The following is a 25,866-nucleotide window of genomic DNA, read 5'->3' as shown; positions in this document are numbered from 1 at the left end:
CCCTAAATTTGCGATATTTTAAGCAAAATTTTAGTAAAATCAAAGATTTAAAATTTTCCCCAGAAAGGTTGCAAATGGAGTTTGCTATTGAACTATTTTTGACGATTACTGCACTTGCAATCGTCCTAAACATAGTTTTCAAAGTCTTTGAAATCCCTAGCATTATCGGATATATCGTAGCTGGCGTGTGCTTTACGCAGATTTACAGTCTCACACGCGACGAGAGTATGTATATGTCGCAAATCGCCGAATTTGGCGTGGTTTTTCTAATGTTTAGCATAGGATTAGAGTTTAGCTTCAAGCACCTAATGAGTATGAAAAAGGATGTTTTTTTCAACGGATTTTTGCAGGTTGCTGGCACCGGACTAATCCTCACTCTAATCACTGATCAAGTCCTTAACGAAAATATCAAAACCGCCATTATCATAGGCCTAGCCCTAGCCCTAAGCTCGACTGCTATCGTGCTAAAAAGCCTAAATGACTCCGGCGAAATCAACCGCAACTACGGCAGAAAGGTGCTTGGAATTTTGCTTTTCCAAGATTTGGCTGTAATTCCGATTTTGCTGATGATTGATATTTTTGCCTCCACAGATAGCACGCCGGTAAATGAGCTGGTTTTGCGCACAGCCATAAGCGCGGCGATTGTGATTATATCGCTTCTTTTAATCGGCAAATTCCTACTAAACACCCTGCTAGGCTATGTCACAAAGCTAAATTCCAAAGAAATTTTCATCGCCACGATTTTATTCGTGGTAATCGGGGCTAGCTTTTTGGCTCATGTGTTTGGATTTAGCTACACACTGGGGGCATTTATCGCTGGCATGCTGATTGCCGAGACCGAATACAAGCGCGAAATTGCAGCCGGCATGAGTTCGCTCAGAGATATTTTGCTTGGTCTATTTTTTATTACCATTGGAATTCAGATTAAATTTGACATTATCGCCAATCATTACGGCGTAATTTTACTAGGAATTATCATTATAATGGCGCTAAAAGCCGGCATTGTCTATGCGATTTTAATCCTTTCAACTCACAAAAGAATCGCGCTCAAATCAGCCCTATCTCTGGCGCAAATCGGCGAATTTGCCCTAGCGATTTTCGCACTTTTGATCTCCAAAAATTTAATAAACAAAGAAAACGCGCAAATTTTAATCGCAATCGTTGTGGCGACGATGATTTTGACACCATTTATCCTAAAAAACCTAAATCGCATCGCAAACCGCTTCGAATCCAAGGTCGAAAAACTCGAAGACGAGGTGCATAAGGTCAAAATTTCGCCTATGAAAAACCACTTCGTCATCGTCGGATACGGCAGAGTCGGACAAGAAATACTGCTTAGACTACGCGATAATGGTCTGCCATATATCGTAGCCGAAAGCGATTTGGAGCTTGTGGATCTTGGCAAATCGCGTGGGGAAAATGTGCATTTTGCCAATATGATGCAAAAAAGCGTCATCGACGAATTTAGCCTACGCCAAGCCTCTGTGATAATCCTAACGCTCACAAACCAAGAAAAACTCGATATCGTTACAAATATGCTAAATAAGGAAAATTTAAGCGCAAAAATCATTGTGATGTATTCAGGGCCGTATCGCAAGGTCGAATTAGAGGGCGAATACGGAGAGAATTTTATATTTATGAAGGAAGAGCGCATGCTGGCTGGCTCGCTTTTGCAAGAGGCGTTAAGACAAAAATTACAAAGCTAAAATTTGAAAAATTTAAGTAGAATATAGAAAAAATAAAGGAAATTTAGTGATAAAAATCGAAAATTTGCATAAAAGTTTCGGAAAATCCGAAATCATAAAAGGTGTCAGCGCCGAGATCAAAAAAGGCGAAATTTTCGCTATCGTAGGACAAAGTGGCGCGGGCAAAAGCACCCTACTTCGCTGTATAAACGGGCTAGAAAATTACCAAAGCGGTAGCCTAAAAGTCGCTGGCAAAGAGGTGGCAGATTTAAAAGGCGATGAAGTGCGCGAATTTCGCAAAAATATCGGTATGATTTTTCAACATTTCGCGCTGATGAGCCGAAAAACGGTCGCCGAAAATGTCGCCACACCGCTTAGGTTTTGGAAATTTGAGGAAGGCTATATCAAAGAGCGAGTCGCCGAACTCTTGGAGCTTGTAGGCCTCAAAGACAAAGCAAACGCCTATCCTAGCGAGCTTAGCGGTGGTCAAAAGCAAAGAGTAGCCATTGCTAGGGCATTGGCGCTAAAACCGCAAATTTTACTTAGCGACGAGGCAACCTCGGCGCTCGATCCAAACACAACGACGCAAATTTTAAATTTGCTTAAAGAAATCAACCGTTCGCTTGGCATTACGATAGTTTTGGTAACGCATGAAATGGAGGTCGTCAAAAGCATAGCCAACCGCGCCATGCTCCTAAAACACGGCGTTGTCGTGGGCTCTGGCGATATCGTGGAGCTGTTTTTGCACCCTGATGAGCATATGAAGGAATTCCTAGGCGAAGAGGAAGTGCTACCGCCAAATAATATAAATGTAAGGCTGTTTTTCCCGCCAGATGTCGCGTTTGATAGCATTATCACGCACATGGCGCACGAGCTTGGGATAAATTTTAATATCGTCTGGGGTAAGTTAGAGCGCCTGGATAAAAGCGTCGTGGGCTCGCTCGTGATAAATGTCCTACCAAGCCAACTTGAAGCTGTGGAGAAATATATCAGCAAAAAGGGCGTGATTTACGAAGTCGTGGAGAGAAAATAATTTTTCCCAAAAAATTATAATTAAAATTAAAAATAAAATCGGCGAAGTCATTTGAAATTTGACTTCGCCAAGTGAAATTTGGCAAAGCCTAAGCCCTGCCAAATTTGCCAAATTTAGCGGATTACTAACCCTTGTGGGATACCGTTTCTAATAACCCAAACTAGGACTTTTTTGCCTTTGTAAGCTTTGATATATTTGTTAAAATCATCGATATTTTCGACATCGTTTTGACCGATTTGGATAATTATATCGCCCTTTCTAAACCCATACTCGCTAGCTTTTGAATCGGCTTTTACATTTGTTACGATTGCGCCTTTTAGATCTTTATTTAGCGCATATTTTGAGCGAATTTCATCATCTAGGTTTTTAAGGCTTAGCCCCTCTAATGCACCCTCATCGACATTTGAGCTACCAGCGTTAGATGATTTATCCATGCTATCTAGTTTGAGGGTTACTTTTTGATTTTTGCCGTCGCGCTCGAACTCGATTTCGACCTTGCTACCCGGATTCATCGAGCCGACCAAATTTTTAAGCTCGTTTGCGTTTTTGACAGGTTTGTCATCGACTTTTATAATCAAATCACCCCTTTTAATGCCCGCTTTATCCGCTGGCAAGCCCTCTTCTACGCTCGAAATCAGCGCGCCTTCTTTGCTATTGTAAATCTCTTTTTGCTCTTTTGACATATCGCTAATCGTTACGCCGATATATCCGCGCTCGATTTTGCCGTCGCTAATGAGCTTTTTGGCGATATCTTTGACCATATTTGACGGGATTGCAAATCCTATGCCGTTGTTTCCGCCACTTCTGCTTAAAATTGCCGAATTTATACCAATGAGCGCACCACGGCTATCGACTAGCGCACCGCCTGAGTTGCCAGGGTTTATCGAAGCGTCTGTTTGGATAAAATTTTCGTATTGATTAAGCCCGATATTGTTTTTATTTAGCGCAGAGACGATTCCTTGCGTAATCGTGCCGCCCACGCCAAATGGATTTCCGATAGCGAAAACTATATCGCCCTCCACAGCCTTTGACGAATCAGCAAATTTAATCGCAGATAGTCTTTTTTCCTCGATTTTGATAATCGCCAAATCGGTTTTCGAATCCGTTCCTACGACCTTGGCTTTATACTCTTTGTCATTATCGAGCAGTGTAACTACGATTTCATCGGCATTTTCGACGACATGGTTGTTTGTGACGATATATCCGTCATCTGAGATAATCACGCCAGATCCCAAAGAGCTGACCTCGCGCTCTTGTCTAGGCAGGTTAAAATCGAAAAATTGCTTAAAAAACGGATCGTTAAACATCTCCGCCATTGGGTTGTTTGCGACTTTGTGTTTTGATTTGGTCGAGATATTTACGACAGATTTTTTCGCCTCGGCAATCGAGCTGTGGTATGAGAGAACGACATCCTTGCTAAACTCAGGATTTACACGATCAAATTTCGCCCCAGCCTCGCTGATATCGATATTCGCGCCAAAAAGCGAAGCGCTAAGTGCCAAAGATAGCAAAATGGTTTTTTTCATTTAAATTCCTTTTGAATAAAATTTTCGTGCAATTATAAATTTCTAGGGCTAATATTTGTTTAATGTAATTACAAGATTTATAAACAAAATATATTAAACTTGATTGACATAGACTAAACTTTTATGATATAATCAATATAAAATTTAGACAAAAAAGGAAGGTAAAATGGCAAATTCTAGCCTTTATGAGACTCTTGGCATTAGCAAATCTGCCAGCGCTGACGAGATTAAAAAAGCCTATCGCAGGCTCGCTAGAAAGTATCACCCAGATATCAACAAAGACCCCGGCGCAGAGGAAAAATTCAAAGAAATCAACGCAGCGTATGAAATTTTAAGCGATGAGAAAAAACGCGCTCAGTATGACCAATACGGCGATTCTATGTTTGGTGGCCAAAATTTCCACGATTTCGCCAAGGGTTCGGCTGGCATGGGCGATTTAAACGACATTTTAAACAGCATTTTTGGCGGATTTTCTGGCGCAAAAAGCTCACGCGGGGGCTTTGATTTTGGTGGCGGGTTTAATCCGTTTGGATTCGGCACTGGGTTTAGTGGTGGATTTAGCACGGATTTAGACAAGCACAGCGCGATCGAAATCCCCTTTGACACCGCGATAAATGGTGGTGAAATGAGTATAAACTTAGGTGGCGAAAATGTGAAATTCAAGGTCCCAGCGGGGATTAATACAGGCGAGAAACTGCGCATTAGGGGCAAAGGCAACTCAAACGGCGAGCAAAGCGGGGATTTGATTTTGGAGATTAAAATTTCGCCAAGCGCTGAGTATGAGCGCAACGGCGATGATTTGAGCAAAAAAATCGATGTCCCGCTAAAAACTGCGCTTTTTGGCGGCAAAATCGAGGTCGCCACGCCGAAAAAAACAGCCACGATTAAAATCAGCAAAAACACCAAAAACGGCCAAAAATACCGCCTCAAAGGCTATGGCGTGCAAAACCGCAAAACCAAAATTTTAGGCGACCTCTACGCCGTAGTAAATATCGTCTTGCCAGACGCCGATAGCCTAAGCGACGAGGTTCGCGAGGCATTAGAAAGCTTATAAGGAGAGAATATGCACGATTATGACGAGCCGGTTTATCTAATCTCAATCGTAGCCAAGGTGCTAGATATCCACCCCCAAACCCTGCGCCAATACGAGCGCGAGGGGCTAGTCAAGCCGGGCAGGACAGACGGCAAAATGAGGCTGTATTCGGCGCGCGATATGGATAAAATCCGTATGATAGTAAATCTCACAAAGGAGCTCGGCGTGAATTTAGCGGGCGTGGATGTGATTTTTAGACTGCAAGATCAAATCAGCGAATACGAAAAAGAGATCGAAATTTTGCGCGGGAAAATTTTAGAACTCGGCGGGGAGATTTGAAATTTATAAATTTTATTCAGTAAATAATCAAAATGACCCAGTTCATGCTCCACACACGATATTGAACCCAAAAACTTGGGAATATGGCAATCCATTTTATTATCAGCATGTTAAGGCTTATGGTAGAGTTGGAGATGCGTTTAAAAAGGAAAATTAATGAAAAAATATATAATATTTTGTATTATGGTTATTTTCTTTTTAGGTTGCAATGCTAGAAATAAGTTTTTAATTTTAGATAAAGGTTTTAGAAGTCAGTGTGGAATTTATTTTCATGAAAAAATAAGTAATGAAAAATTATATGTCCCAAAAGATGAATTTTTACAAATTTTTGTTTTAAAACACAATCAATATAAAATTGTGGATAGTTATGAAAAATATTATTTTAGTGTTGTTCCGATAGAAAATTGCAACGGCGAGTGGTGTAAAATTTACTATCCTTGTGGCGATACGGAGTATTTTGTAAAAAAAGATGATATAGAACAATATAAAACTTGGGGTCATAAGAAATGACTAAATTTATAAATTTGTTTATAATATTTTTATTGGTTGTATCAAATTTGCAAGCAAATTTAACCTATGAAAACCTAGCAAATACTAGTTTAATAAAGGCTAGAATTTAGGTTTAATGGTGCTTTTAGGAATTCAAATCTCAAAAAGATAAAAAATCGCATCACGACTGTATTTAAAGATATCACAAAAGACTTATAAAATTTTCTAAATTTTAAAATTTATCTAAATCAAACCGGTGCGCGGGGTGCGCACCGATAATAGAAGAATTGCTTTTAAAGGATTATTAATCCATTTGTTTGCGTAAAAATGTCGGCTCTTCTAACTCATCATAAGTTTCATCGCCGTTGAAATCGCCACTAGCTACTTTTTGTTTAGCGAAAAATGAGCTTCTAGCGTAGCTTTCTAGGATAGCTTGTCTGCTATCAGCGACGCTTTGTTTAGTTACTTGCTTTTTTTCAGCGGCGCTCTTTTCGAAACCAGTAGCTATCAGAGTTACCTCTACGCGGTTGTTTTCGATACTATCATCTGTTGTCGTTCCAAAGATTATGTCCGCATCCTCGCTGACAGCCTCTCTGATGATATTCATAGCGCACTCGATTTCGATAAGCGAGCAATCAGGTGAAATTTTGAAATGAACCAAAACGCCTTGTGCGCCGTTGATTGAAACATTATCAAGTAGCGGTGATTGGATAGCTGCTTTTATCGCTTCCTCTGCTGCGTCCTCGCCGTCGCATACACCTGTGCCCATTAGCGCCATACCGCGGTGTTGCATTACCTTGCGAACATCAGCGTAATCCACATTCATATCGCTATCGCCTGATTCTAAAATCACAGAAATCATACCATTTACAGCTTGTGCTAGGACATTATCGACCTTTTTGTAAGCCTCTTTGATACCTGTTTTTTTATCAATGATTTTCAATAAATTTTGATTTGGGATTACGATTACAGAATCGCACTCTTTTTTAAGCTCTTCTAAGCCCTCTTGCGCTAGGCGCATGCGTTTTTTACCCTCGAAATCAAACGGAGTTGTAACGATACCGATTGTTAGGGCCTTTTTCTCCTTAGCGGCTTTTGCTACGATTGGAGCCGCGCCAGTGCCTGTGCCACCGCCAAAACCAGAGCCTACAAAGACCATATCAGCGTAATCTAGGCGATCTTTTAGATCCTCATAGCTCTCCTCAGCAGCGCCACGACCCATAGTAGGATCCATACCGCAACCAAGCCCTCTGGTTAAATTTGGTCCAAGCTGAATTCTAGTTTTTGCAATTGATTTTTCTAGTGCTTGAACATCTGTGTTAGCTACCATAAGCTCGACATCAGCCTTAGTAAAACCCTCTCTAATCATGTGATTAATCATATTACAACCGCCGCCGCCGACGCCGATTACTTTCATTTTGGCGCCATAAACACCTTTGTTTTCTTCCACAATAAATCCTTTCATTGCAATCTCCTCTATTAAATTTAAAAGCTATTTTTTATCATTGTCATAAATTTTTCAAACATATTTGGCTTCTTTTTCTCTGGAAGCCCAATGCCAAGCCCGCCGTTATTTGCCATAGTGTTAGTGTTAGTAACACTGCTTTTTACTTCTTCTGTTTCTATCGCTTGCGTTACTTCTTTTTCATAGTATGTCGAACTCTCTCTGCTTGTAGAGATTTTTATAGTTTCGTCTTTGTAACGAAGCTCGCCGTTAGAATCAATCTCATACGGCGTAAAATCGCCAAATCCATACATACAAAGTCCAACCGCACAAGCATTAGCACTATCATAAGAAATCTCAGAAAGCCCACTAACGCTCTTTGGTCTAGCTACTCTAACAGATATGTTATCAAAAACCATAGTGCCTAGATCTCTGACATCATCTAGCTTAGCCATACCGCCAGTGATGACTACGCCAGCACCAAGCCTGTCTTTGTAGCCGCTTTTATCTATTTTATCGGCTAAAAGATCGAAAATTTCCTTAACTCTTGCTAATATTACTTGCGAAATAATTTCAAGGGAAATCAACTTACTCTCATCTTCCCTTTCACCCATGATAGGCAAATTTACCTCGCTGTCGCCCTCGTTTATCAAATCATTATATGTGATTTTTATATTTTCTGCATAAGGTAGCGGTGTGTGAAGCGCGCGAGAAAGGTCGTTAGTGATGTTATTCGAACCTAACATAACAACATCGTTATAACGCAATGAATTGCCTAAGTGAATAACCACATCGCAAGTCGCTCCACCCATATCTATAAGCACTACACCTAACTCTTTTTCATCTTTTGTTAGCGTAGAAATTGATGAGGCATAGCCAGATAAGACTATATTGCTAACCTTTACCCCTGCCATTTCTACTGATTTTTTCAAATTTTGGATTGAGCTTTTTGGAGCGATTATGATATGAACCGATACTTCTAGTCTCGATCCACTCATGCCAAGAGGATCTTCTATATGCTCTTGCTCGTCAATTTTGAAATCATAAGGAAGCACATGCAAAATAGTATAGTCGTTCGGGACATTGGCTTGCGCTTGGGCTACCTTCATAGCGCGATCTATCTCGTGGATACCGATCTCGCGCTCCATAGTGATTACGCCACGCGATTTGACACTTTTGGCATACGAACCAGATATCGAAACCACCGCTCTATCGTAGTTGCGACCAGCACTTTTGATAGCGCCTTTTACAGCTTGTTTGATTGAGCTAGCAGCCTGCTCGATGTTAGTAATCACACCCTTTTTTATACCCAAGGTATCAGCTACACCTACTCCGCTAATGCTCAACTCGCCGTCATTTTTGGCTATTAAAGCACGAATTTTGTTAGACCCGATGTCTAAGCCTAAAATATACTCACTCACTATCTCTACCTTTATAATATCTTTCGAGTTTATAACGCTTTTCAAGAAGTTTTAACAAATCGCCTTGGAGATTTGAATTTATCATACCGTCGATTTTTTGCGCTACCATGGATTTGTTTTCGTTTATGCTAGTATCATCGCCTAAGCTTTGTTCTGTGATTTTATAGACCAAAGCCTTATCGTCAAAAAGCACAACGCCCTCTTTGGCTGGTTTAGAAAACATTTCGCTGATAAATTTATAAAATTCATCATCTCTAAGCGAGGTTGTATTTTGTGAATTTAGCGTAAATTTGCCAAATTGGGTTCCTTTGAAATCTTTAAGTGCGTTTTGCGCATTTTCGTTTAAAACCTCGCTAGCCCTAACCACGCGGTAATCAGCCGCCGCTAACTCTTTTGCCTCTTCGAAACTAAGAGGTTTTGGCTCGTCTATGCTAGCGATTTTTACGATTAAATTTCCGTCATTGTAAGCAAAAGGTTTTAAAATCTCGCCGACCTTAGCCTCTCCAAGCTCACCCACAGGAAATGTGCTAGGCGTGGCAATAATGGTTTCATTGGTATCAGCTTCGCCTTTTTTGATTTCCAAATATTTTTTTAGCGCTGTTTTTTTGGCTTGATCAAGGCTAAAATCCTTAATCACACTATCTTTTGCTGCGGCGAAATCTAACACCTTATCATCGCTTCCACGATATGCCGAGCGATTTTCGTTATAAAATTTTTCCAGCTCGGCGTCGCTAGCCTCTGCTGTTTTAGTCGGCATAAAGTATGTATTTAGGGTGTATTTTTTCTCACTCATATAGTGATCTTTTTTGCCCTCCCAAAATTTCTTTAACTCATCGTCGCTAAAACTGACATTATCATCGGCGTAAATCATCTGCGCTTGCACGCTATCTTGCACCAAACCAGAGGCTGTGATAGCCTCGACGATATCCATATTTGGCACGACTTTTATCGCGTCGCTAAGCTTTTCTAGCGTGATTGCTTTTTGCAAATTTCGCTCAAATTCTTTTTTGGTAAGACCTGAATTTTTGACGCTGTTATCGTATAAAGTCTGATTAAAAACGCCATTTTCTTGGAAGGCTGGCGCATTTACTACAAACTGGGCCACATCTTTTTCCGTAGCCCTTAGCCCCAAATCGTTAGCAAAATTTAAAAAATACGCCTCTTTAATAAGCTCGTTTGCAGCGATTTCGTCTAGGTGCATTTGATCGGCTTGCTCCCTGGTAAATCTGCCGTCACTCATGCTATAAAGACGATTGTAAAGCTCGGAATATTTCGTATTTAATTCTTGATTAGTAACAGAAATTTGTCCTACTTTGGCGATAGAACCAGCTCTGTTTGCGTTCATATCATACGCGCCCCAGCCCACAAAACCAGCACCGACGAAAGCTATCGTGCTAATCCAGATAGTAGGTATGAGCGACTTTTTATGCTTTTGCATCCAATTGATCATAAATTATTTCCCTTTAATCAACTAACAAAATGTGTTAGTATTATACAGATAAAAACCTTATGTAACACTGAAAAATAGGCATTTTTGTCATTTTATAACGCGTTAGTAACATTTTTTACAAAAAAGTTAATTTTGGTTTAGCAAAAGCATTTTGCAACTATTTTCCAAAACCGCAATTTTTTTCGCAAGGCTCTGTGCGCTTCTAGCATACGCAAACACGCCATATCCTCTAACCACGATGATATCACTATTTTCGCTCATCATATAATTGTAAATTTCGTGCGGTGCCCTATCGTGCCAATCATCGTAATTTTTCGGATCGTAAATTTCAAGCCGTTTGATGATAGTCGCACCATAATAATCGCGCGGTATGATAAAGTCATGTTCTAAGGTATATGCAAGCAAATACGGCGGCATAGCGTAAGCAACGAATTTGGCTTCTTTAATATTTTTATATATATTTAAATGTATATCACTATCTATACTCGCCTCTTCCCAGCGATAGTCCTTTTTGGCAAACAACGCCACGAAATCGTCCAAGCCTAGGCTGTCAAAAATGGCATTTTTTTTGTTGATAATGAATTGATTATCCTTAACTTTGGCTGAAATCGAGCCGTGAAAAATGCCAAAAAGCTCCTTTCTAAACATCGAAAGCGAAATTCTACGCAAAATTTCGTAATAATACTCGTCCATTTTTTACCTTTTACCTAAAAAATGCGCTATTATACTAAACTAGAAATTTTAAAAGGATTAAGTTTGCAAATTCCTCATATTCCAGTTTTATTTAACGAAACACTTAGTGCATTTTCGGACACCCAGGGCGGCTACATACTTGATTGCACCCTAGGATACGCAGGACATAGCCAAGGTATCTTGCAAAGCCTACCAAATGTCCATTTAATCGCATGTGATAGAGATAGCGAGGCGATAAATTTTTCGAGTAAAAGGCTAGAAAAATTCAAAGATCGCGTGCAAATCCATAAGGCAAAATTTAGTGAAATTTTAAAAATTTTGCCAGATGAAAAAATAAAAAACATAAGGGGAATTTTAGCCGATATCGGCGTTTCATCGCTTCAAATCGACAAAAATGAGCGCGGTTTTGGCCTAGGAAGCGACGAGCTAGATATGCGTATGGACAGTTCCTGCTCAAAAGACGCGAAATTTATAGTAAATAATTATACAAAAGATGAACTTGCACGGATTTTGCGCGAATACGGCGAGCTACCAAACGCATATCAAATCGCTGAAAAAATTATCCAAGCACGCAAACTCTCACCTATTACCAGCGCGAAAGATTTGGCGCAAATAATCGGCACTAAACCTGCCAAAAACAGAAGCGTAAGCCCTGCAATCCTCGCATTTCAGGCAATCAGAATAGAGGTAAATAACGAACTTGGCGAGCTTGGCGAGCTTTTAAATTTAATCGAACAAAAAGCAAAAAATAAAGTCTTAACTAATGCAAAAATTGCTATAATCTCCTTTCACTCGCTCGAAGATCGTATCGTAAAAACGCGTTTTAAAGAGTGGGAAAAAGCGTGTATTTGCCCAGAATTTGCACTAAAATGTGAGTGTGGAGCTAACCACAATCTAGGCAAAATCATAAGCAAAAAGCCAATCACCGCTAGCAGCGAAGAGCTAGCACAAAATTCTCGCGCAAGCAGTGCTAAGCTGAGAATTTTTCAGATAAAATAGCCAAATTTAGGCTATTTTAGTAAAATTTTATTAAAAATTATAAGTAAAATTTTGTGTAAAATATTATGCTAAATTTTACTTATAATTTTTCGAATTTTGAAAATTTTAAAATTTAAATGGAGAAAATTTTGAATAACGAATATGATTTTATCATAAATAATTCCGTCCCAGACAGGACCAAATCCGCGCCCAAGACGAGCGAATATATCAGCGACGAACAAAACCAAATTTTGCAAAACTACCAAACCACAAATTTCAAAGAGGTAAATTTATCCTTAAACAAACTTTTGATGACCTATTTGATAATGATGTTCGTGTTTTTACTAACCGTGCCAGCGATTTTTATCCGAAACGAGATTTACTACATTTCGCGCGACATCGCAGAGCTTCGCACCAAACATGAGGTCCTACTCGAAGAAAACCGCGCGCTTAAAAACAATATCGAGTTTTTGCGCTTCAAAAAAGAGATCATCGACGCCGTCAATCTCGATGACAAACCAAACTAACGCCCATTTTGGCTAACTAACGCACTAACTAACAAAAAATTTATGTGATTAATTTTAAATTTATTTCGCTACCGCAAGTTTAAAACACTGCCCCGAAATTTTGATTTGTCATTTAAACTGTCATTGCGAGCACAGCGAAGCAATCCAGAAAAATTCCGTAGCCTATGATTTGTCATTGCGAGAATTTTGCGTTAGCAAAATTCATGGCAATCCACGAGCTAAAATCACCGAACGATAAATTCGCAAATTTTATAAAATTCCGTAAATTTCAAAATTTTAGCAAACAAACTAACCCTAAATTTTACACTCGTAGATTGTTTCGCTTCGCTCACAATGACAAATTCAACTACATTTACTACTATTATTGTGGAAATTTTGCAAAAATAAATAAAAGGCGTGGCTATAAGCCGAGTTCTGTCTGTGCGGTCATTTATCTACACTGGTTTTTGCAAACCAGTTCTAGCGAATAGTATCTCATAAGACCTTACCTTCTATTCTTGCTGCGAGTTGGGTTTGCACTGCCGCCCATGTCTCCATGCGCGCGGTGGGCTCTTGCCCCACCCTTTCACCCTTACCACAGCGCGAACGCTATGGCGGTTTGCTTTCTGTTGCACTTTCCCTATGGTTTCCCACGGCGTCCGTTAGACGCAACTCTGTCTTATTGCAGCTCGGACTTTCCTCTTGTTTATCACAAGCGACCGCTCGCCACGCCGAAGCGCAATTATAGCCTTTTATGCTTAAATTTCACAAACGCCAAATTTGGGCTATGCGCATAAAATTTTAAAATTCAAAATTCTGCAAAACTCTGCCATTTGCTCTGCTTTTAATTTAAACTTTGTAGATTGCCACGGCGTGCAAGCATGCCTCGCAATGACACTTAGGGCAAATTTTGTTTGATTTGTCATTGCGAGGAGCGAAGTGACGAAGCAATCTACGAATTTAAACAACCAAAAGCAAAATTTGCAGAATTTTAAAATTCAAAAATTCTGCGAAATTTTGCCATTTGCCCGACTTTTAATTTAAACTTTGTAGATTGCCACGAATTTTGCTACGCAAAATTCTCGCAATGACACTTAGGGGCAAATTTTGCAAATTTTAAGCCATGAGCCCAAATTTTAAAATTTCGACGCAGTGTTCTTGGATTGCGTCAGCAAGAAATTTTAAATTTTATTTTACTTTTTCTTTGAATTTTGCGTAGAATTTGCCGTGGCATTTGCGTCGATATAGCCCATATCCACGAGTTTTTCGAAGATTTTTTTCACCACAGGACCTGCCGCGCTTCCGCCACCGCCTCCGTGCTCGACTAGCACCGTAACGGCGTATTTTGGGTTTTCATACGGGCCAAAGCTCGTCATCCACGCATGCGAGCGATGGAAATAATCCATTTGCGACTCTTTTAGGCGTTTGTTTGTCTTTTGCGATAGTCCTACGACCTGCGCGGTGCCTGTTTTGACCGCGAGCGGGACGATGGCGTCTTTCATGATTTTATACGCAGTTCCGCCGTTTGGGTTGTTTCCTACCTCATACATACCGCGCCTTACAAGCGGGAGTTGATTTTTTTCGGCCGGCGTGAAAAGCTCGCCCGGCTCGAAGCTAATCTCTTCGCCGTCAATGCTCTTTAAAAAATGCGGGATTATCGCCTTGCCTGTGGCGATTTGGGCTGTGTTTTTGGCTACTTGCATAGGCGTTACTAGCACATCGCCTTGACCGATTGAGGCATTTACAGTCTCGCCTTGATACCATGGGCGTTTGAATTTCTGCATTTTCCACGCCTTATTTGGCATGGTGCCTACGAATTCGTTCGGCAAATCCACGCCCGTTTTCACGCCGTATCCCATGCGGTTAAGGTAAGCTGACATATAATCAATCCCCACAATCAACGAGCCTTCGTAAAAATATATATCACAGCTACTTTTGATAGCCTGCACTAGGCTCACTCTGCCGTGCCCTCCACTACTCCAACACCTAAATCTGCGCCCTCCAAGCTCAATCGCACCACCGCAAAACGCGCTCCAATTCTCATTTATCTTGCCACTGTTTAAAAAGCTCATTCCAACAGCCATTTTGATTACCGAGCCTGGCGGATAGAGGCCATTTACGAGCTTGTTTGTAAATGGGTGGCGCGGATCTTTGATTAGCTCGTCCCACTGAGCCTGCGAAATTCCGCCCACAAAGGTGTTTAGATTATACTCAGGGAAGCTTCCAGCGCCCAGTATCGCGCCGTCTTTGAGATCAATCACGATCGCCACGCCGTCTTTGTCTTTGAAAATTTCTTCTAAATATTTTTGAAATTCCAAATCGATTGTAAGCGAGATCTCACTGCTGCTTGGCTCCTCGTATGAAATCTCCTCGACAACCTCATTTAGCGCAGTTACCTTGGTCTTGCGCTCGCCTCTTTTGCCCTGTAAAATTTCATTATAATACCCCTCCACACCGCTTCTGCCGTTATATCCAGTAAGGGCTGAGAGAGGGTTGGATTTGATATCTTTTTTATTCGCGCGTCCGACATAGCCGATGATATGCGAGGCGAGATGATTGTGTGGATAGTAGCGTTGCGAGGCGGGTTCGACACGGATATTTTCGTGCAGATTTAAATTCGCAAAATGCGTGATTGTTTCGTTGTAATCCAAAAATTTAACCACTTCGATAAAATTTTGGTTATAAACCGAGTTTTCGTCCTTGTAAATTTTGCGCATTTGCGTGGTGTTTAAATCCGCGAAATATTTGCTGATATTTGCTAGCTCAGCGTCCAGCGCACTATCTTTTAAATGTGGCGCAATCAAAAGCGAAAATCCGATATTATTAATCGCTAGCGGGCGATTTTTGACGTCTAGTATCTGCCCCCTCACAGGCGGGATATACTCGGTCGAGACGACATTGTTTTTGGCGATTTGCTCGTAAAATTCGTTTGATTTGATAGCTAGATAATACACCCTAACCAAAAGCATGGTAAAAAACGCCAAAACAAAGAAAAAGACGAATTTTAATCTCATACAAATCGCCCCTTAAAAAAGAGCAAACTAAGCAAAATATCGACCACGATATAGCTTAAATACTCGCTTCCCACACTCATAGCGTCAGCTTTTTTGATATACGAAATCGCGCCATTTACCCCCAAAATCAGCGCATAGGCGATTAGCACATACAAAGCCAGCAAAAAGTTGCGGAATTTGATATTTCGCAGGCTAAATTCATAGATAAAAGTATAAAAAACAATGTAAGCTAGCGCAATGCTAAATAGGTTAAATCCGTAAATTTGCTCGGCGCAAAATAGATAAAAAATCGCAAAATAGTAAGTGAAATTGTATTTTTTAAATTTGTTTTCATGCTCGAATTTCAGCACCACCAAAGTCACGAAAAAAAATCCCAAAAGTGGCGGCAGTCCCCGATACATCACGCTTAAAAGCAGATAAAAAGCGACGCCAAAGCTTAGGGCAAAATCGACTATAAGGTATAAATTACCGCGACTTCGTTGCATACTGGAAACTTTTTGCAAGATATACAATCTGCCCAAATTTTTTGGGCTGGAAGCTCATCTTTGCTGATTTCTTTAAAACCGTTTTGCTCGAAAAAATGCTTTTGATATGTCAGAGCAAAGACATTTTTTAAGCCATAAAATTTCGCCTCATCTAATAAAGCTTTGACGATTTTTGAGCCGATTCCTCGCCTGCGAAATTTCGGCGAGACGACAAATGAGCGAATTTCTGCAAGATCTGCATTGAAAATTTTCAAAGACGCATATCCTGCAAGCTCGGCGTTTTGTGGTTTTTGGGCGAAATACTGCGTGTAAGAGGCGCAAATTTGGGAATTTTGATTTGAAATTTCACTAGAATTTGCCCCTAAATTTTCGCTATCAAATTTCGGCTCAGTATTTTCTGGCTTGGCGCACGCCTCATCACAGACATACGCTAGCGTGTATGAGCGGATATATGTGGCAATCTCATCGTCGCTTCTAGGCAAAATCACACCGCTTTCGACTTCGGCTTTTATCATTTCTTGCATTGCGCCTATGTCGCACAGACGCGGTTTTTCTAGCACTATCATAGTCCAAACGCCTTTTTTATGATTAATTCGCGCGCTTTGGCTATGCCAGAACCTTTTAGCGTCGAGACAAAAAGTGCGCCAGGATCGCTTTTAAGCAATTTTGCGCGCCCAGCTTGATTTAGTTTGTCAGCTTTCGTGTAAAGGCGCAAAATTTGCTGATCGCCCCGCAAAAAGCTCTCCACATACTCGCGCAAATTTCTATCAATATCCAAATCGAATTGGCGTGAATCTATCAAATGGACAAAAAGCTTGATATTTGGGCGGTTTTTGATAAATTCGTCCAAATTTTTCTGCCAGATATAGTGCATTTTTTTCGACACTTTTGCGTATCCAAAACCCGGCAAATCCACAAACATAAGCGAAAAATTCTCGCCTAAATTTGCCAAAGCTTCATCAAATTTTTCATTTTCGCTAAATTTTTGCCCAAATTTTACCTCGAAATAATTCACAAGTTGCGTCTTGCCCGGCGTCGAGCTTGATTTGGCTAGCCCCTTGCGCTGAGTTAGAGCGTTTATCAGGCTGGATTTGCCCACATTTGAGCGCCCCAAAAACGCCACCTCGCTCATCGCAAACTCTGGGCTATCGGCAATCCCTGCGGCGGAAGTTATAAATTTCGCGTCGTTTATGTTTATCATTTTTGCTGATCTTCTACTTGAAAGATTAATCTCACAGGCTTTTTGCCAGCACCGCCATTTGGCGCAGATTTGACCTCGTAGGTGCCTTTGGTGCGATTGACCACAATCTGCTCGCCAAAGACCTCTTTTTTGGTCTCAGTTTCGTGCAAATGCGCGTTTCCTTCGAGCGTGTATGTCTCAGCGCCCGGTGTGTATGTCAGCACTGCGCCCTGCCCGTCGTAGTGTTTGTCATTTACTAGCACCTTAAATTTCGCATTTCCTGTGGCGACATATTTTGTGGGTTGCTTTTTGGCGTCGAAATAAATCGTAACCTTATCCGAAGTTAGCGTATCATAAGAGCCTTTTTTTATCTTTACATTGCCCGTTAGGGTGCTGATTTGTTTGACCTCGTCAGCGAAAAAATTATCCGCCGTAACCTCGACTAGCTCAGGTGCGCCAAATGCGCTCATACAAGCCAAAAGTGATGAAAAAATCGCTAATTTGATGAATTTTTGTCCTGCGTGTAATACCATGCGTGAATTCCTTTTGAGTTTGTTTTTTTATTTTTTGTATCGTAACTGATTTTTTCGCCAGTTACTTTGTTTTCGCCCCGAGTGAGGGTGTATGGCACATCTGAGCGAACGATTTTGTTTTTGAGATTGTAGGTGATTTGCTCGGATTTGTAATCTATTTCGTCGCTGTTGCGGTAATGCGCCGAACCGCTAAATTTGATATTATCGCCCTTTTTAACGGCTAAATTTGAGCTAATCGTGTGATTTATATCATCTAAAATCACAGCGTCAAATTCGTAAAATTCATCGCGATCTTTGTAGCGAATCCCGTTTTTCGCCCTGAATTCGCCAGTGATTTTCTCGCCCACTTGATAATCTCTCACACCTTGCATTTCGAGATTTGAGACATTTAAATTTTCCTTAAACATCTCCTCGAAATACGGAGTTTGCACGCTTAGAAACACCATAGCGACGCTAAAAATCGCGATTACGACATAGAAAATTTTTATAACCATTTAGAGTTCCAAATCTCTCGCATATTGTTTTTATCGACTAAGATTTCAATCATCTCGCGCACCGCCCCGTGCCCGCCACGCGCATTTAGCGTGTAATCAGCCCTTAGCGAATTTAGCGCGTCGCTCGGTTTAAAACTCATGCCAACAGCGTTTAGCAGTTTCGCGTCGTTTAAATCATCGCCAATCGCCGCAGCCTCGCTAAAATCGAGCCCGAGTTCGGCTAAAATTTCACTAGCTCTGCCAAATTTGTCCTTTTCGCCCTGAAAAACAAAAGGAATTTTAAGCTCCTTTGCCCTATTTGCCACGATTTGCGAGCTTTTGCCTGTGATTATGGCAGCGTAAAGACCGCACCTTTGCCACTCTTGGATCCCAAAGCCGTCTTTGACATCGAATCTCTTCATCGTCTCGCCACTCTCTGCGTGATACAGCGCGCCGTCAGTGAGCGAACCATCGACATCTAAAAAAATAATTTTTATCATAAATTTTCCCATAATTTGTAAATTTAAAAGCTAATGATTTTAGCCAAATTTTGCTTATAAAACAGCCATTTTAAAGTAAAATTTTAAAGCTTTGGTTAATAGAATTTATTTCATAAAAACGCAAAAAATATATGTTAAACAGAATAATATCGGCAAGATTATCGCAAAAATGCAAAGCGCACTTTTTATTCGCCTTTTGTAATACGCTCTTTGGTCGCTAAAATTCGGCGTGCGCGCAAATTTTATGGTATAAAAAACCACAAAACAAAGCGAAATTAGCCATAAAAGTGGTAAAAATCCAAGAAATGCCAAAGCAAGAGTTGTTTGCATTTTAATCCTTTAAATTTCGCTAAATTTTAGCGCAAATTCCATTGATTGTGCAAATAATTTTTACAATTCTCATCGCAAAAAAAGATAATTCATCGGTAGAAATCATAAAATTTTCATTTTCCTCTACATCATACATTTTTCCCATTTTATTCTCCTTCTAAAATTTTTATTGTTTCTTGACTTACGCCATTATTTTTTGCACTATTTAAATATTTTGTGCGAAGTTTTTCATTTTTTATAAGCCCAGCATCCGCTACGAATTTTATAAATTCAGTATCATCCGCACCCACAAACACACTCATTATAAATGCCAATTCTTGCTCATCAAAATCCTCAATAGAATAATTTTGAAAAATTATTTGAATATATTCCTTGTATTTTTCTCTTGTAAGTTGGTAATTTTTGCTTTTTAAAAAGTGTTTAAAGCCAGACATATCTTTGTTTTGCATAAAAGTATTCATTTTCTTTTCAACCAATAAATTTGCAAGTAATTCTAGTGCTTTATGTGGTTTTACTTTATTTTTTGCAAATATTTCTAGAAGTTTTGGAGTTAAATTTTCACTTATCACTACGACTGGTGCATATAAATTTACTCGTTCATTGTCGAAATAACACGGAGCTTTGATATCAAGCCCTTTTGACATTAGATAATCAATGAGTTCAACTTGTCTTTTTTCATTTTTAAAGCCAGATAATATACTCATAAGATTTGAGACAAAATGTTCTTTTTCGTTTTTTATTACTCTAAAATTTGAGTTAATATTTAGTCCAGCACCAATAAAAAAATCATAAATTTTTTTATTTTCAGTCGTATTACTATCGTTTAAAAAGCGAAAGTTTAAATAAGATAAAATTTCAGATTGAATACTATCTTCATCGTAAAATTCATGATTTAAATTTAAATTTCCTTTGTTTTTAGAAAAATAATCTACGATTTCATAATAACTAGAATTCAAAATTAAATTTTCGATTTTTTTACTAAAATTATTATCCAAATTTTCCCCAAACAGAATAGTATTTAAACCAAAAATCAAAAATAATAAAATTAAAATTTTGTGTTTCATAATTTTCCTTTAAATTTCAAATTTACGCCACTTTTTTTGCCCGCTTTTTTATAACCAAACATACAACCAAGCCAGCGCCCAGCCTCTCTTCCCTCGTCATAATCGTTTTTGTCTGCCATTTTGTATCCTTTCTTAATTTAAAATTTCTTTTATTTTTTCATCGTTTGTGATTTTATAAAGCAATTCAAGCCAAAATTTATTTCCTTTATTCAGCTCATTTAATGGCTTTTTGTCTAAAATTTTATTCATTATTTTTAATTTGTTGTCGCGAAATTTGGCGTATTTTTCAGATTTGACAAATTCTAAAATTTCGTTTGGAATTGGTTTGTCTTTGTGATACTTGCCGCCACTTGATTGCTCAACAAATCTAATAATATCAAATGCCAAATTCTTTATTTCGTCGAAATTTTCACCGAATTCAAAGTAATTATTTTCTAAAAATAGTAAAAACAATTCTTCGTCATCGTGGAGATAATTAGCTAAATAATCACTATTTACACCATGTAATTTCAAATAGTTTTTCATTATGTCTGATGTAAGCCCTAGCCTAAAAATATTATTTGTGTTTTCATATTTTAACTCGGTTGAAGCCGTTTGCGTTAAAACACAAAATTCTAATTCTACAAGCTGTATCGGCACAGTAATCTCTAAACCATTTTTTAGCAGAAAATTTGCCATTTCGTTATCACAAGCGTCTGTTTCAAGCACATTTTTTAGTAGTAAATTTGCGCCACTTTTATCTTTTAAATTTATTAAATTTGGTTTTATTTTTAAAATTTCTTGCATTTTTTGATAATTTTTATTTTGTATAGCTTCGTGCAATTCATAAAAATATTTTGAATTTTTATTTGAAATTTCATCTGAATTTTCCCCAAACAACGCCGAATTTAAACCGAAAATCAAAAATAATAAAATTAAAATTTTATGTTTCATAGTTTTCCTTTAAATTTCAAATTTACGCCACTTTTTTGCTGTGACTTTTACTTTTCTTAGCGTTATTTTACACCAAATTAAAAAATCAAATACTAATTTTTTTGTAAATTCAGCGTCTGTGGTTTGCTCTTCATAGATTATCTAAATAACAGCCCTCTTGCGATGACAAATCGTTGGCATTAAGGCGAATAAATTAGTAAATTTTCAAATTTGCGATAAAATTTGCGCTAGTTTCGCTGAATTTAGCGAGCCGATTTGGCGCAGGTTTTCTAACTCACTGCCGTTTTTAAAAAACAAAATCGCAGGCGGTCCCATAATGCCAAATTCTCTCTTAATCTCGCTCATTTGGGGGCTGTTTTGGGTCAAATCAACCTTAACAAGCGTGAAATTTGACAAAATTTCAGCCAAACTCTCATCGCCAAACGCCGCCTCACTCTCTTCGCAGTTTTTGCACCACTGCGCCCAAAAATCCACAATCACGGGCTTTTGCGAGCCTTTAATCACCTCGCGTAACTCGCCCAAATCTCGCACGAAAATAAATCTTTCCCCATTTTTCGCGCTTTGCGCCATAACGCCTTTTTGCGTAGCTACGCCCTTTTGCGCCGAAATTTCGCTAAGTGGCTTAGTAAAATCCCTCGCCCCGCTTGCAAAACCGATTAGCAAAAGCACGCTATAAACGGCGATTAAAAGCGCGAGTGCGCGTTTTAGTGCGTTTGCGCGCGCATCAAACAATCCCAAAACCCCAGCCATTAAAGCGCACAAAATCGCGTAAAATAGCAGTGCTAAATTTTCGCCGATTATGAAGCGCACTATCCAAACCGCCATAAACAAAAGCAAAAATCCAAAGATTTTTGGCACCACTTCCATCCACTCGCCTGGACGCGGTAGCGCGCCTCCAAGCCCGATTATAATGAGCAAAACCCCGCTTCCAAGCCCCAAAGCAAAAAGCGCACTAGCACCAAGTGCTATATTTGCGCTATTTGCGATGTATATTAGCGCAGCACTTAGCGGGGCTGAAATGCAAGGGCTAACCATAAGCGATGAAATCGCCCCCATTAAAAAAACGCCCACAAATCCGCTTCTCGCGTCACTTTTGGCACTTAGGAAATTTTGCAACCCACTAGGAAGCCTAATCTCATAAAGCCCAAAAAGCGAAAACGCCAAAGCCACAAAAATGGCTGCCGTGATGATTAGGGCGATTTTATTTTGCAAAATCCCTTGCAAATTTTCGCCCAAAACCGCCACACCAGCGCCCAAAACCGCATACGAACTCGCCATGCCAAGCACATAAATTACGCTTACAATCAGGCTCAATCTCACGCTTGGCTTGCTAGCTGTTTTAGCCACGATAATCGACGAGAGTATCGGTATGAGCGGGTAAATGCAAGGTGTCAAAGAGAGCAAAACGCCAAAACCAAAAAACAAAATCAAGGTCATAAAAAAGCTTTTGTTTTCAAAAATTTCTAAAATTTGCGATTGGCTTAAATTTGAGCCAAAATCCCCCGAATTTTGCTCTAAATTTTGTTCTAAATTCTGCCCCGAAATACCTGCGCCGGGATTTTTCAACGCCGAAATTTCATAACTCTTGCCACTTTTATTTAGCGCAAAGCCTCTGTTTTGTGGCTCGTAACAAAACCCACCCACAGTGCAACCAAGAAATTTCACTAAAATTTGAAAATTTTTGCTATCTTTTGCATTTGCAAGCACTAGCCCCATAGGCAGGGCAATGCTGAAATTTCCGTCATAAATTTGATAATTTTTATACGCTTTTGGTTGCGGGAAATTTAAAAGTGCGCCAACTTCTGCGCTATCAATGAAAATTTTTATCTCATCTTTGTAAATATAAATCTCATCTGCGACGCAAAAATTTAAGCTAATTTCACTTTCGCTTGTGTTTGTATCGACGATAAAAGCCTCATTTGGCGCGATTACTTCGCCAAAAAGCGTGATAAAAAATAGAAAAATAAAAGATAAAATTCTCATTATTTGCCTTGAAATTTTTTCGTAATATTATCAAAAACATATTAAATTTTAATTCTTTTAAATGTATAATCTAAGTTTTATTTTCAAAAAAGGAGAACAAAATGGCTGAACAAACAAGCGATACACAACTCAAACAAATCGCATACGAGGGCAAAAAAATCAAAAAAATGAACAAAGAATTTTACGAGAGCGAGCTTGTAAAATTTCAAATCGAGCTACTCAAACTTCAACGCTATGTCAAAGATAAAGGGCTAAAAGTCCTAATCATCATGGAAGGTCGCGACGCAGCGGGCAAAGGCGGCACAATCAAACGCCTAACCGAGCACCTAAACCCACGCGGTTGCCGTATAGTCGCACTTGAAAAACCAAGCAATGTCGAAAAAACGCAATGGTATTTCCAACGCTATGTCGCGCATTTGCCAAGCGCTGGCGAAATCGTGATTTTTGATAGAAGCTGGTACAACCGCGCTATGGTCGAGCCTGTAATGGGATTTTGCACCGATGCTGAGCATAAAGAATTTTTGCGCCAAGTGCCGAAATTCGAGGAAATGCTAGCAAATTCTGGCATTATTTTGTTTAAATTTTATTTCTCAGTTTCAAAAGAGGAGCAACAAAAACGCTTCGAGGCACGCCGCACAGACCCTCTTAAACAATACAAACTCTCCCCAGTAGATGCCAAATCACAAGAGCTTTGGGAGCAATACACTTTGGCAAAATACTCAATGCTACTAGCCTCAAACACCGATATCGCGCCATGGATCGTGCTAGATAGTAATGACAAAAAAGCCGCAAGATTAAATGCGTTTCGCTGCATTTTAGCCAGAATTGATTATGATGAAAAAATCGATCCTAGCGAATTTAAAGTCGATGTGGATTTGGTCAGAACCGGCACAGAAGAAATCATGCTTATGGAAAATAGCCTTAGAAACGAGGGCTTGGAAAAACTAGAAACCCTAAAAAAAGCGCAAAAAGCCGAAAAACAGGTAAAACTAGGCACAGGTAAGCCAAAAGATAAAAAATAACCGAATTTAGACGCCGTTTGTGCGTCTAAATTTATCTTTTCTTAAATTTTTGATTTAATTTAACTAAATTTATATAAATTTTGATAAAATTCGCGGGAAACCAAACCACACAAAGGTAAAACATGACATATAAATTCGAAAATTTATACCAAAATTTAAGTTTCTATGCGAGCGAAAAATCTCGCCATATAGCGATTTATGACGAAGATATGGAGATTAGCTACGCAGAGCTTAAAGCCAAAGTCGATGCGATTGGCGCATATTTGCAAAATAGTGGAATTCGCTTCGGCGATAGAGTGGCTATGTATGTGCAAAACGGCTATGAGTTTTTCACCATTTTTCTAGGTATTACCTCAATCGGCGCGGTCGCTGTGCCTATGAATACCTTCCTTAAAAACGAGGAAATTGAGTATATTTTAGACAATTCGCGCTCTCGCATGATTTTCGCTTCGACCGCCCTTAGCAAGGAGCTTAAAAGCATTAGCGCACCAGATATCAGACGCATAATTTGGGTTAAGGGCAAAAGCGATGAGCCAACCCCAAACTCAGCCCTTCCAAACGCGCAAACACAAGGCGCACTTAGCGAGCACAATGTCAGCTTTGATACTGTCCTAACCTGTAAAACCAAGCTAGAAATAGCGAAATCTCCGACCGAAAACGATCTAAGCCATATCGTCTATACCTCAGGCACGACAGGCAGGCCAAAGGGCGCTATGATTCGCTACAAAAACATACTCTCAAACGCCGATAAAGCCACTCCTCGCTACAATGTGAGTGGCAAGGATAGATTTTTGGTATTTTTGCCGATGTTTCATAGCTTCACGCTGACTGCAACGCTGATTTTATCGCTATATAACGGCGCGAGCATAATCGCTCTAAAATCAGTTTTCCCTATCACAAATGTCCTAAATACCGCCCTAAAACGCAAAGCAACGGTATTTTTGGGAATCCCGTCTGTTTATACAATGCTAGGCAAGGCGAAACTTGGCTGGAAATTCAGATGGTTTAATAAGCTTAGAGTATTTATGTCGGGTGCAGCCCCTCTTGCGCAACAAACAATCGACGAATTTTACAAAAAATTCCCAAAAGCCCACCTTATCGAGGGTTATGGACTTAGCGAGTGTTCGCCTATCGTATCGCTAAACTACTACGACAAACAAAAAATCCTAAGCGTAGGCACACCGCTTGACGGATACGAGGTCAAAATCGTAAATGATGAAACCATGGAAGTCGCTCGTGGCGAGATTGGCGAGATTATCGTGCGCGGGGATTGCGTCATGGAAGGCTACCTAAATATCCCGCCAGAAGAGACGCTGACAAACGGCTGGATTCGCACGGGAGATTTGGCATATATGGACGATGAGGGATTTATCTATATCGTCGATCGTATCAAAGATATCATCATCGCCAAAGGCATAAATGTCTATCCGCGCGAAGTCGAGGAAATAATCTACAAAATGCCACAAGTCGAGGCCTGTGCGGTCGTGGGTATCAGAGACGAATACGCCGATGAGGAGGTCGTAGCCTTCGTGCAACTCAAAGAAAATCAAAAATTAAGCGAACGCGAAATCAAAACTTATCTGAAAAATCACCTAGCAAACTACAAAATTCCAAAGGTCGTGCATTTCGTGCCAGACCTGCCACGCAACGCCACTGGCAAGGTTCTAAAACGCGCATTAAAAGAGCAGATCGCAAAAGGCAATAACGCGTAAATTTCACCTTTTATCACGCTAAATTTAACCCACAATTTGT

At 39.7% G+C, this 25,866-nt stretch carries 27 protein-coding genes and 1 other RNA gene; 9 read left to right on the top strand and 19 right to left on the bottom strand.

Annotated features, from left to right (window positions below; genetic code table 11):
- Window positions 1-74: 74 nt before the first annotated feature.
- Together OFN73_RS04450 and OFN73_RS04445 are read left to right on the top strand one after the other, a co-directional pair.
- Window positions 75-1,706, top strand: coding sequence for a cation:proton antiporter domain-containing protein (locus tag OFN73_RS04450; protein WP_270862408.1), 1,632 nt, complete (start codon window positions 75-77; stop codon window positions 1,704-1,706).
- A 46-nt stretch (window positions 1,707-1,752) separates the two neighbouring features.
- Window positions 1,753-2,718 carry a methionine ABC transporter ATP-binding protein gene (locus OFN73_RS04445; protein ID WP_270862407.1) on the top strand — a complete coding sequence of 322 codons (966 nt, stop codon included), beginning with the start codon at window positions 1,753-1,755 and terminating at the stop codon, window positions 2,716-2,718.
- 113 nt (window positions 2,719-2,831) lie between these two features.
- On the opposite strand, the gene OFN73_RS04440 is transcribed toward OFN73_RS04445, so the two are convergent.
- The gene (locus OFN73_RS04440) at window positions 2,832-4,244 is read right to left on the bottom strand and encodes a DegQ family serine endoprotease (RefSeq protein WP_270862406.1); all 1,413 of its coding nucleotides are present in this window, start codon (window positions 4,242-4,244) and stop codon (window positions 2,832-2,834) included.
- A 166-nt stretch (window positions 4,245-4,410) separates the two neighbouring features.
- Between OFN73_RS04440 and OFN73_RS04435 the strand changes: the two genes are divergently transcribed.
- The 3 genes from OFN73_RS04435 to OFN73_RS04425 all read left to right on the top strand — a co-directional run bounded on the left by OFN73_RS04435 (window position 4,411) and on the right by OFN73_RS04425 (window position 6,126).
- Entirely contained in the window at window positions 4,411-5,298 is an 888-nt protein-coding gene (locus tag OFN73_RS04435) for a DnaJ C-terminal domain-containing protein (RefSeq protein ID WP_270862405.1), read from the top strand.
- A gap of 9 nt (window positions 5,299-5,307) precedes the next feature.
- Window positions 5,308-5,616, top strand: a complete 309-nt coding sequence (locus OFN73_RS04430) for a heat shock protein transcriptional repressor HspR (protein ID WP_270866408.1) — start codon at window positions 5,308-5,310, stop codon at window positions 5,614-5,616.
- Between the two features lie 156 nt (window positions 5,617-5,772).
- Window positions 5,773-6,126: a hypothetical protein gene (locus OFN73_RS04425; RefSeq protein WP_270862404.1), complete on the top strand. Its 354-nt coding sequence runs from the start codon at window positions 5,773-5,775 to the stop codon at window positions 6,124-6,126.
- Between the two features lie 283 nt (window positions 6,127-6,409).
- Here the strand turns inward: OFN73_RS04425 and ftsZ are convergent, their stop codons facing one another.
- The 4 genes from ftsZ to OFN73_RS04405 all read right to left on the bottom strand — a co-directional run bounded on the left by ftsZ (window position 6,410) and on the right by OFN73_RS04405 (window position 11,113).
- Complete coding sequence (gene ftsZ, locus OFN73_RS04420) at window positions 6,410-7,570, bottom strand: cell division protein FtsZ (RefSeq protein WP_270862403.1); 1,161 nt, start codon at window positions 7,568-7,570, stop codon at window positions 6,410-6,412.
- Between the two features lie 20 nt (window positions 7,571-7,590).
- A complete protein-coding gene (gene ftsA / locus OFN73_RS04415) occupies window positions 7,591-8,970 on the bottom strand; it encodes a cell division protein FtsA (protein ID WP_270862402.1) in 1,380 nt (459 codons plus the stop codon).
- Entirely contained in the window at window positions 8,963-10,420 is a 1,458-nt protein-coding gene (locus tag OFN73_RS04410) for a peptidylprolyl isomerase (protein WP_270862401.1), read from the bottom strand. The genes ftsA and OFN73_RS04410 overlap by 8 nt, the downstream gene beginning before the upstream one ends.
- 126 nt (window positions 10,421-10,546) lie before the next feature.
- On the bottom strand, window positions 10,547-11,113 hold the full coding sequence (locus OFN73_RS04405; protein WP_270862400.1) for a class II aldolase and adducin N-terminal domain-containing protein: 567 nt from the start codon (window positions 11,111-11,113) through the stop codon (window positions 10,547-10,549).
- 63 nt (window positions 11,114-11,176) lie between these two features.
- Here OFN73_RS04405 and rsmH point away from each other — a divergent pair, with 63 nt between their 5' ends.
- Together rsmH and OFN73_RS04395 are read left to right on the top strand one after the other, a co-directional pair.
- The gene (gene rsmH, locus OFN73_RS04400; RefSeq protein WP_270862399.1) at window positions 11,177-12,112 is read left to right on the top strand and encodes a 16S rRNA (cytosine(1402)-N(4))-methyltransferase RsmH; all 936 of its coding nucleotides are present in this window, start codon (window positions 11,177-11,179) and stop codon (window positions 12,110-12,112) included.
- A gap of 128 nt (window positions 12,113-12,240) precedes the next feature.
- The gene (locus OFN73_RS04395) at window positions 12,241-12,618 is read left to right on the top strand and encodes a hypothetical protein (RefSeq protein ID WP_270862398.1); all 378 of its coding nucleotides are present in this window, start codon (window positions 12,241-12,243) and stop codon (window positions 12,616-12,618) included.
- 387 nt (window positions 12,619-13,005) lie between these two features.
- Here OFN73_RS04395 and rnpB read toward each other — a convergent pair.
- The 14 genes from rnpB to dsbD all read right to left on the bottom strand — a co-directional run bounded on the left by rnpB (window position 13,006) and on the right by dsbD (window position 23,092).
- Window positions 13,006-13,332, bottom strand: an RNA gene (gene rnpB, locus OFN73_RS04390) — RNase P RNA component class A.
- Window positions 13,333-13,790: 458 nt separating this feature from the next.
- Window positions 13,791-15,611 (bottom strand): penicillin-binding protein 2, encoded by a 1,821-nt coding sequence (gene mrdA / locus OFN73_RS04385; protein ID WP_270862397.1) that lies wholly within the window; start codon window positions 15,609-15,611, stop codon window positions 13,791-13,793.
- The gene (locus OFN73_RS04380) at window positions 15,608-16,096 is read right to left on the bottom strand and encodes a hypothetical protein (RefSeq protein WP_270862396.1); all 489 of its coding nucleotides are present in this window, start codon (window positions 16,094-16,096) and stop codon (window positions 15,608-15,610) included. The genes mrdA and OFN73_RS04380 overlap by 4 nt, the downstream gene beginning before the upstream one ends.
- Complete coding sequence (locus OFN73_RS04375) at window positions 16,063-16,662, bottom strand: GNAT family N-acetyltransferase (protein ID WP_270862395.1); 600 nt, start codon at window positions 16,660-16,662, stop codon at window positions 16,063-16,065. Before OFN73_RS04375 ends, OFN73_RS04380 begins: the two co-directional genes overlap by 34 nt.
- Complete coding sequence (locus OFN73_RS04370) at window positions 16,659-17,297, bottom strand: GTP-binding protein (RefSeq protein WP_270859428.1); 639 nt, start codon at window positions 17,295-17,297, stop codon at window positions 16,659-16,661. Before OFN73_RS04370 ends, OFN73_RS04375 begins: the two co-directional genes overlap by 4 nt.
- Window positions 17,294-17,809 (bottom strand): lipopolysaccharide transport periplasmic protein LptA, encoded by a 516-nt coding sequence (gene lptA / locus OFN73_RS04365; RefSeq protein ID WP_442867878.1) that lies wholly within the window; start codon window positions 17,807-17,809, stop codon window positions 17,294-17,296. Before lptA ends, OFN73_RS04370 begins: the two co-directional genes overlap by 4 nt.
- A complete protein-coding gene (lptC, locus tag OFN73_RS04360) occupies window positions 17,773-18,303 on the bottom strand; it encodes an LPS export ABC transporter periplasmic protein LptC (RefSeq protein ID WP_270862394.1) in 531 nt (176 codons plus the stop codon). The genes lptA and lptC overlap by 37 nt, the downstream gene beginning before the upstream one ends.
- Window positions 18,294-18,782 carry a KdsC family phosphatase gene (locus tag OFN73_RS04355; RefSeq protein ID WP_270859426.1) on the bottom strand — a complete coding sequence of 163 codons (489 nt, stop codon included), beginning with the start codon at window positions 18,780-18,782 and terminating at the stop codon, window positions 18,294-18,296. The genes lptC and OFN73_RS04355 overlap by 10 nt, the downstream gene beginning before the upstream one ends.
- A 105-nt stretch (window positions 18,783-18,887) precedes the next feature.
- Window positions 18,888-19,112: a hypothetical protein gene (locus OFN73_RS04350; protein WP_270862393.1), complete on the bottom strand. Its 225-nt coding sequence runs from the start codon at window positions 19,110-19,112 to the stop codon at window positions 18,888-18,890.
- Between the two features lie 19 nt (window positions 19,113-19,131).
- A complete protein-coding gene (locus OFN73_RS04345; protein WP_270862392.1) occupies window positions 19,132-19,257 on the bottom strand; it encodes a hypothetical protein in 126 nt (41 codons plus the stop codon).
- Window position 19,258: 1 nt separating this feature from the next.
- Complete coding sequence (locus tag OFN73_RS04340; protein ID WP_270862391.1) at window positions 19,259-20,176, bottom strand: hypothetical protein; 918 nt, start codon at window positions 20,174-20,176, stop codon at window positions 19,259-19,261.
- Window positions 20,173-20,295, bottom strand: a complete 123-nt coding sequence (locus OFN73_RS04335; protein ID WP_270862390.1) for a hypothetical protein — start codon at window positions 20,293-20,295, stop codon at window positions 20,173-20,175. The genes OFN73_RS04340 and OFN73_RS04335 overlap by 4 nt, the downstream gene beginning before the upstream one ends.
- Before the next feature lie 13 nt (window positions 20,296-20,308).
- Complete coding sequence (locus tag OFN73_RS04330) at window positions 20,309-21,109, bottom strand: hypothetical protein (RefSeq protein WP_270862389.1); 801 nt, start codon at window positions 21,107-21,109, stop codon at window positions 20,309-20,311.
- Between the two features lie 204 nt (window positions 21,110-21,313).
- Complete coding sequence (gene dsbD, locus OFN73_RS04325; RefSeq protein WP_270862388.1) at window positions 21,314-23,092, bottom strand: protein-disulfide reductase DsbD; 1,779 nt, start codon at window positions 23,090-23,092, stop codon at window positions 21,314-21,316.
- 101 nt (window positions 23,093-23,193) lie between these two features.
- Here dsbD and ppk2 point away from each other — a divergent pair, with 101 nt between their 5' ends.
- Both ppk2 and OFN73_RS04315 read left to right on the top strand, forming a co-directional pair.
- Entirely contained in the window at window positions 23,194-24,114 is a 921-nt protein-coding gene (gene ppk2 / locus OFN73_RS04320) for a polyphosphate kinase 2 (protein ID WP_442867879.1), read from the top strand.
- Between the two features lie 122 nt (window positions 24,115-24,236).
- Window positions 24,237-25,826: a long-chain-fatty-acid--CoA ligase gene (locus OFN73_RS04315; protein ID WP_270862387.1), complete on the top strand. Its 1,590-nt coding sequence runs from the start codon at window positions 24,237-24,239 to the stop codon at window positions 25,824-25,826.
- Window positions 25,827-25,866 lie beyond the last annotated feature (40 nt).

Source organism: Campylobacter sp. JMF_14 EL1 (assembly GCF_027737585.1).
Classification (GTDB): Bacteria; Campylobacterota; Campylobacteria; order Campylobacterales; family Campylobacteraceae; genus Campylobacter_B.
The sequence above is the reverse complement of the archived record's forward strand: the minus strand, read 5'-3'. Positions and strand labels throughout refer to the sequence as shown.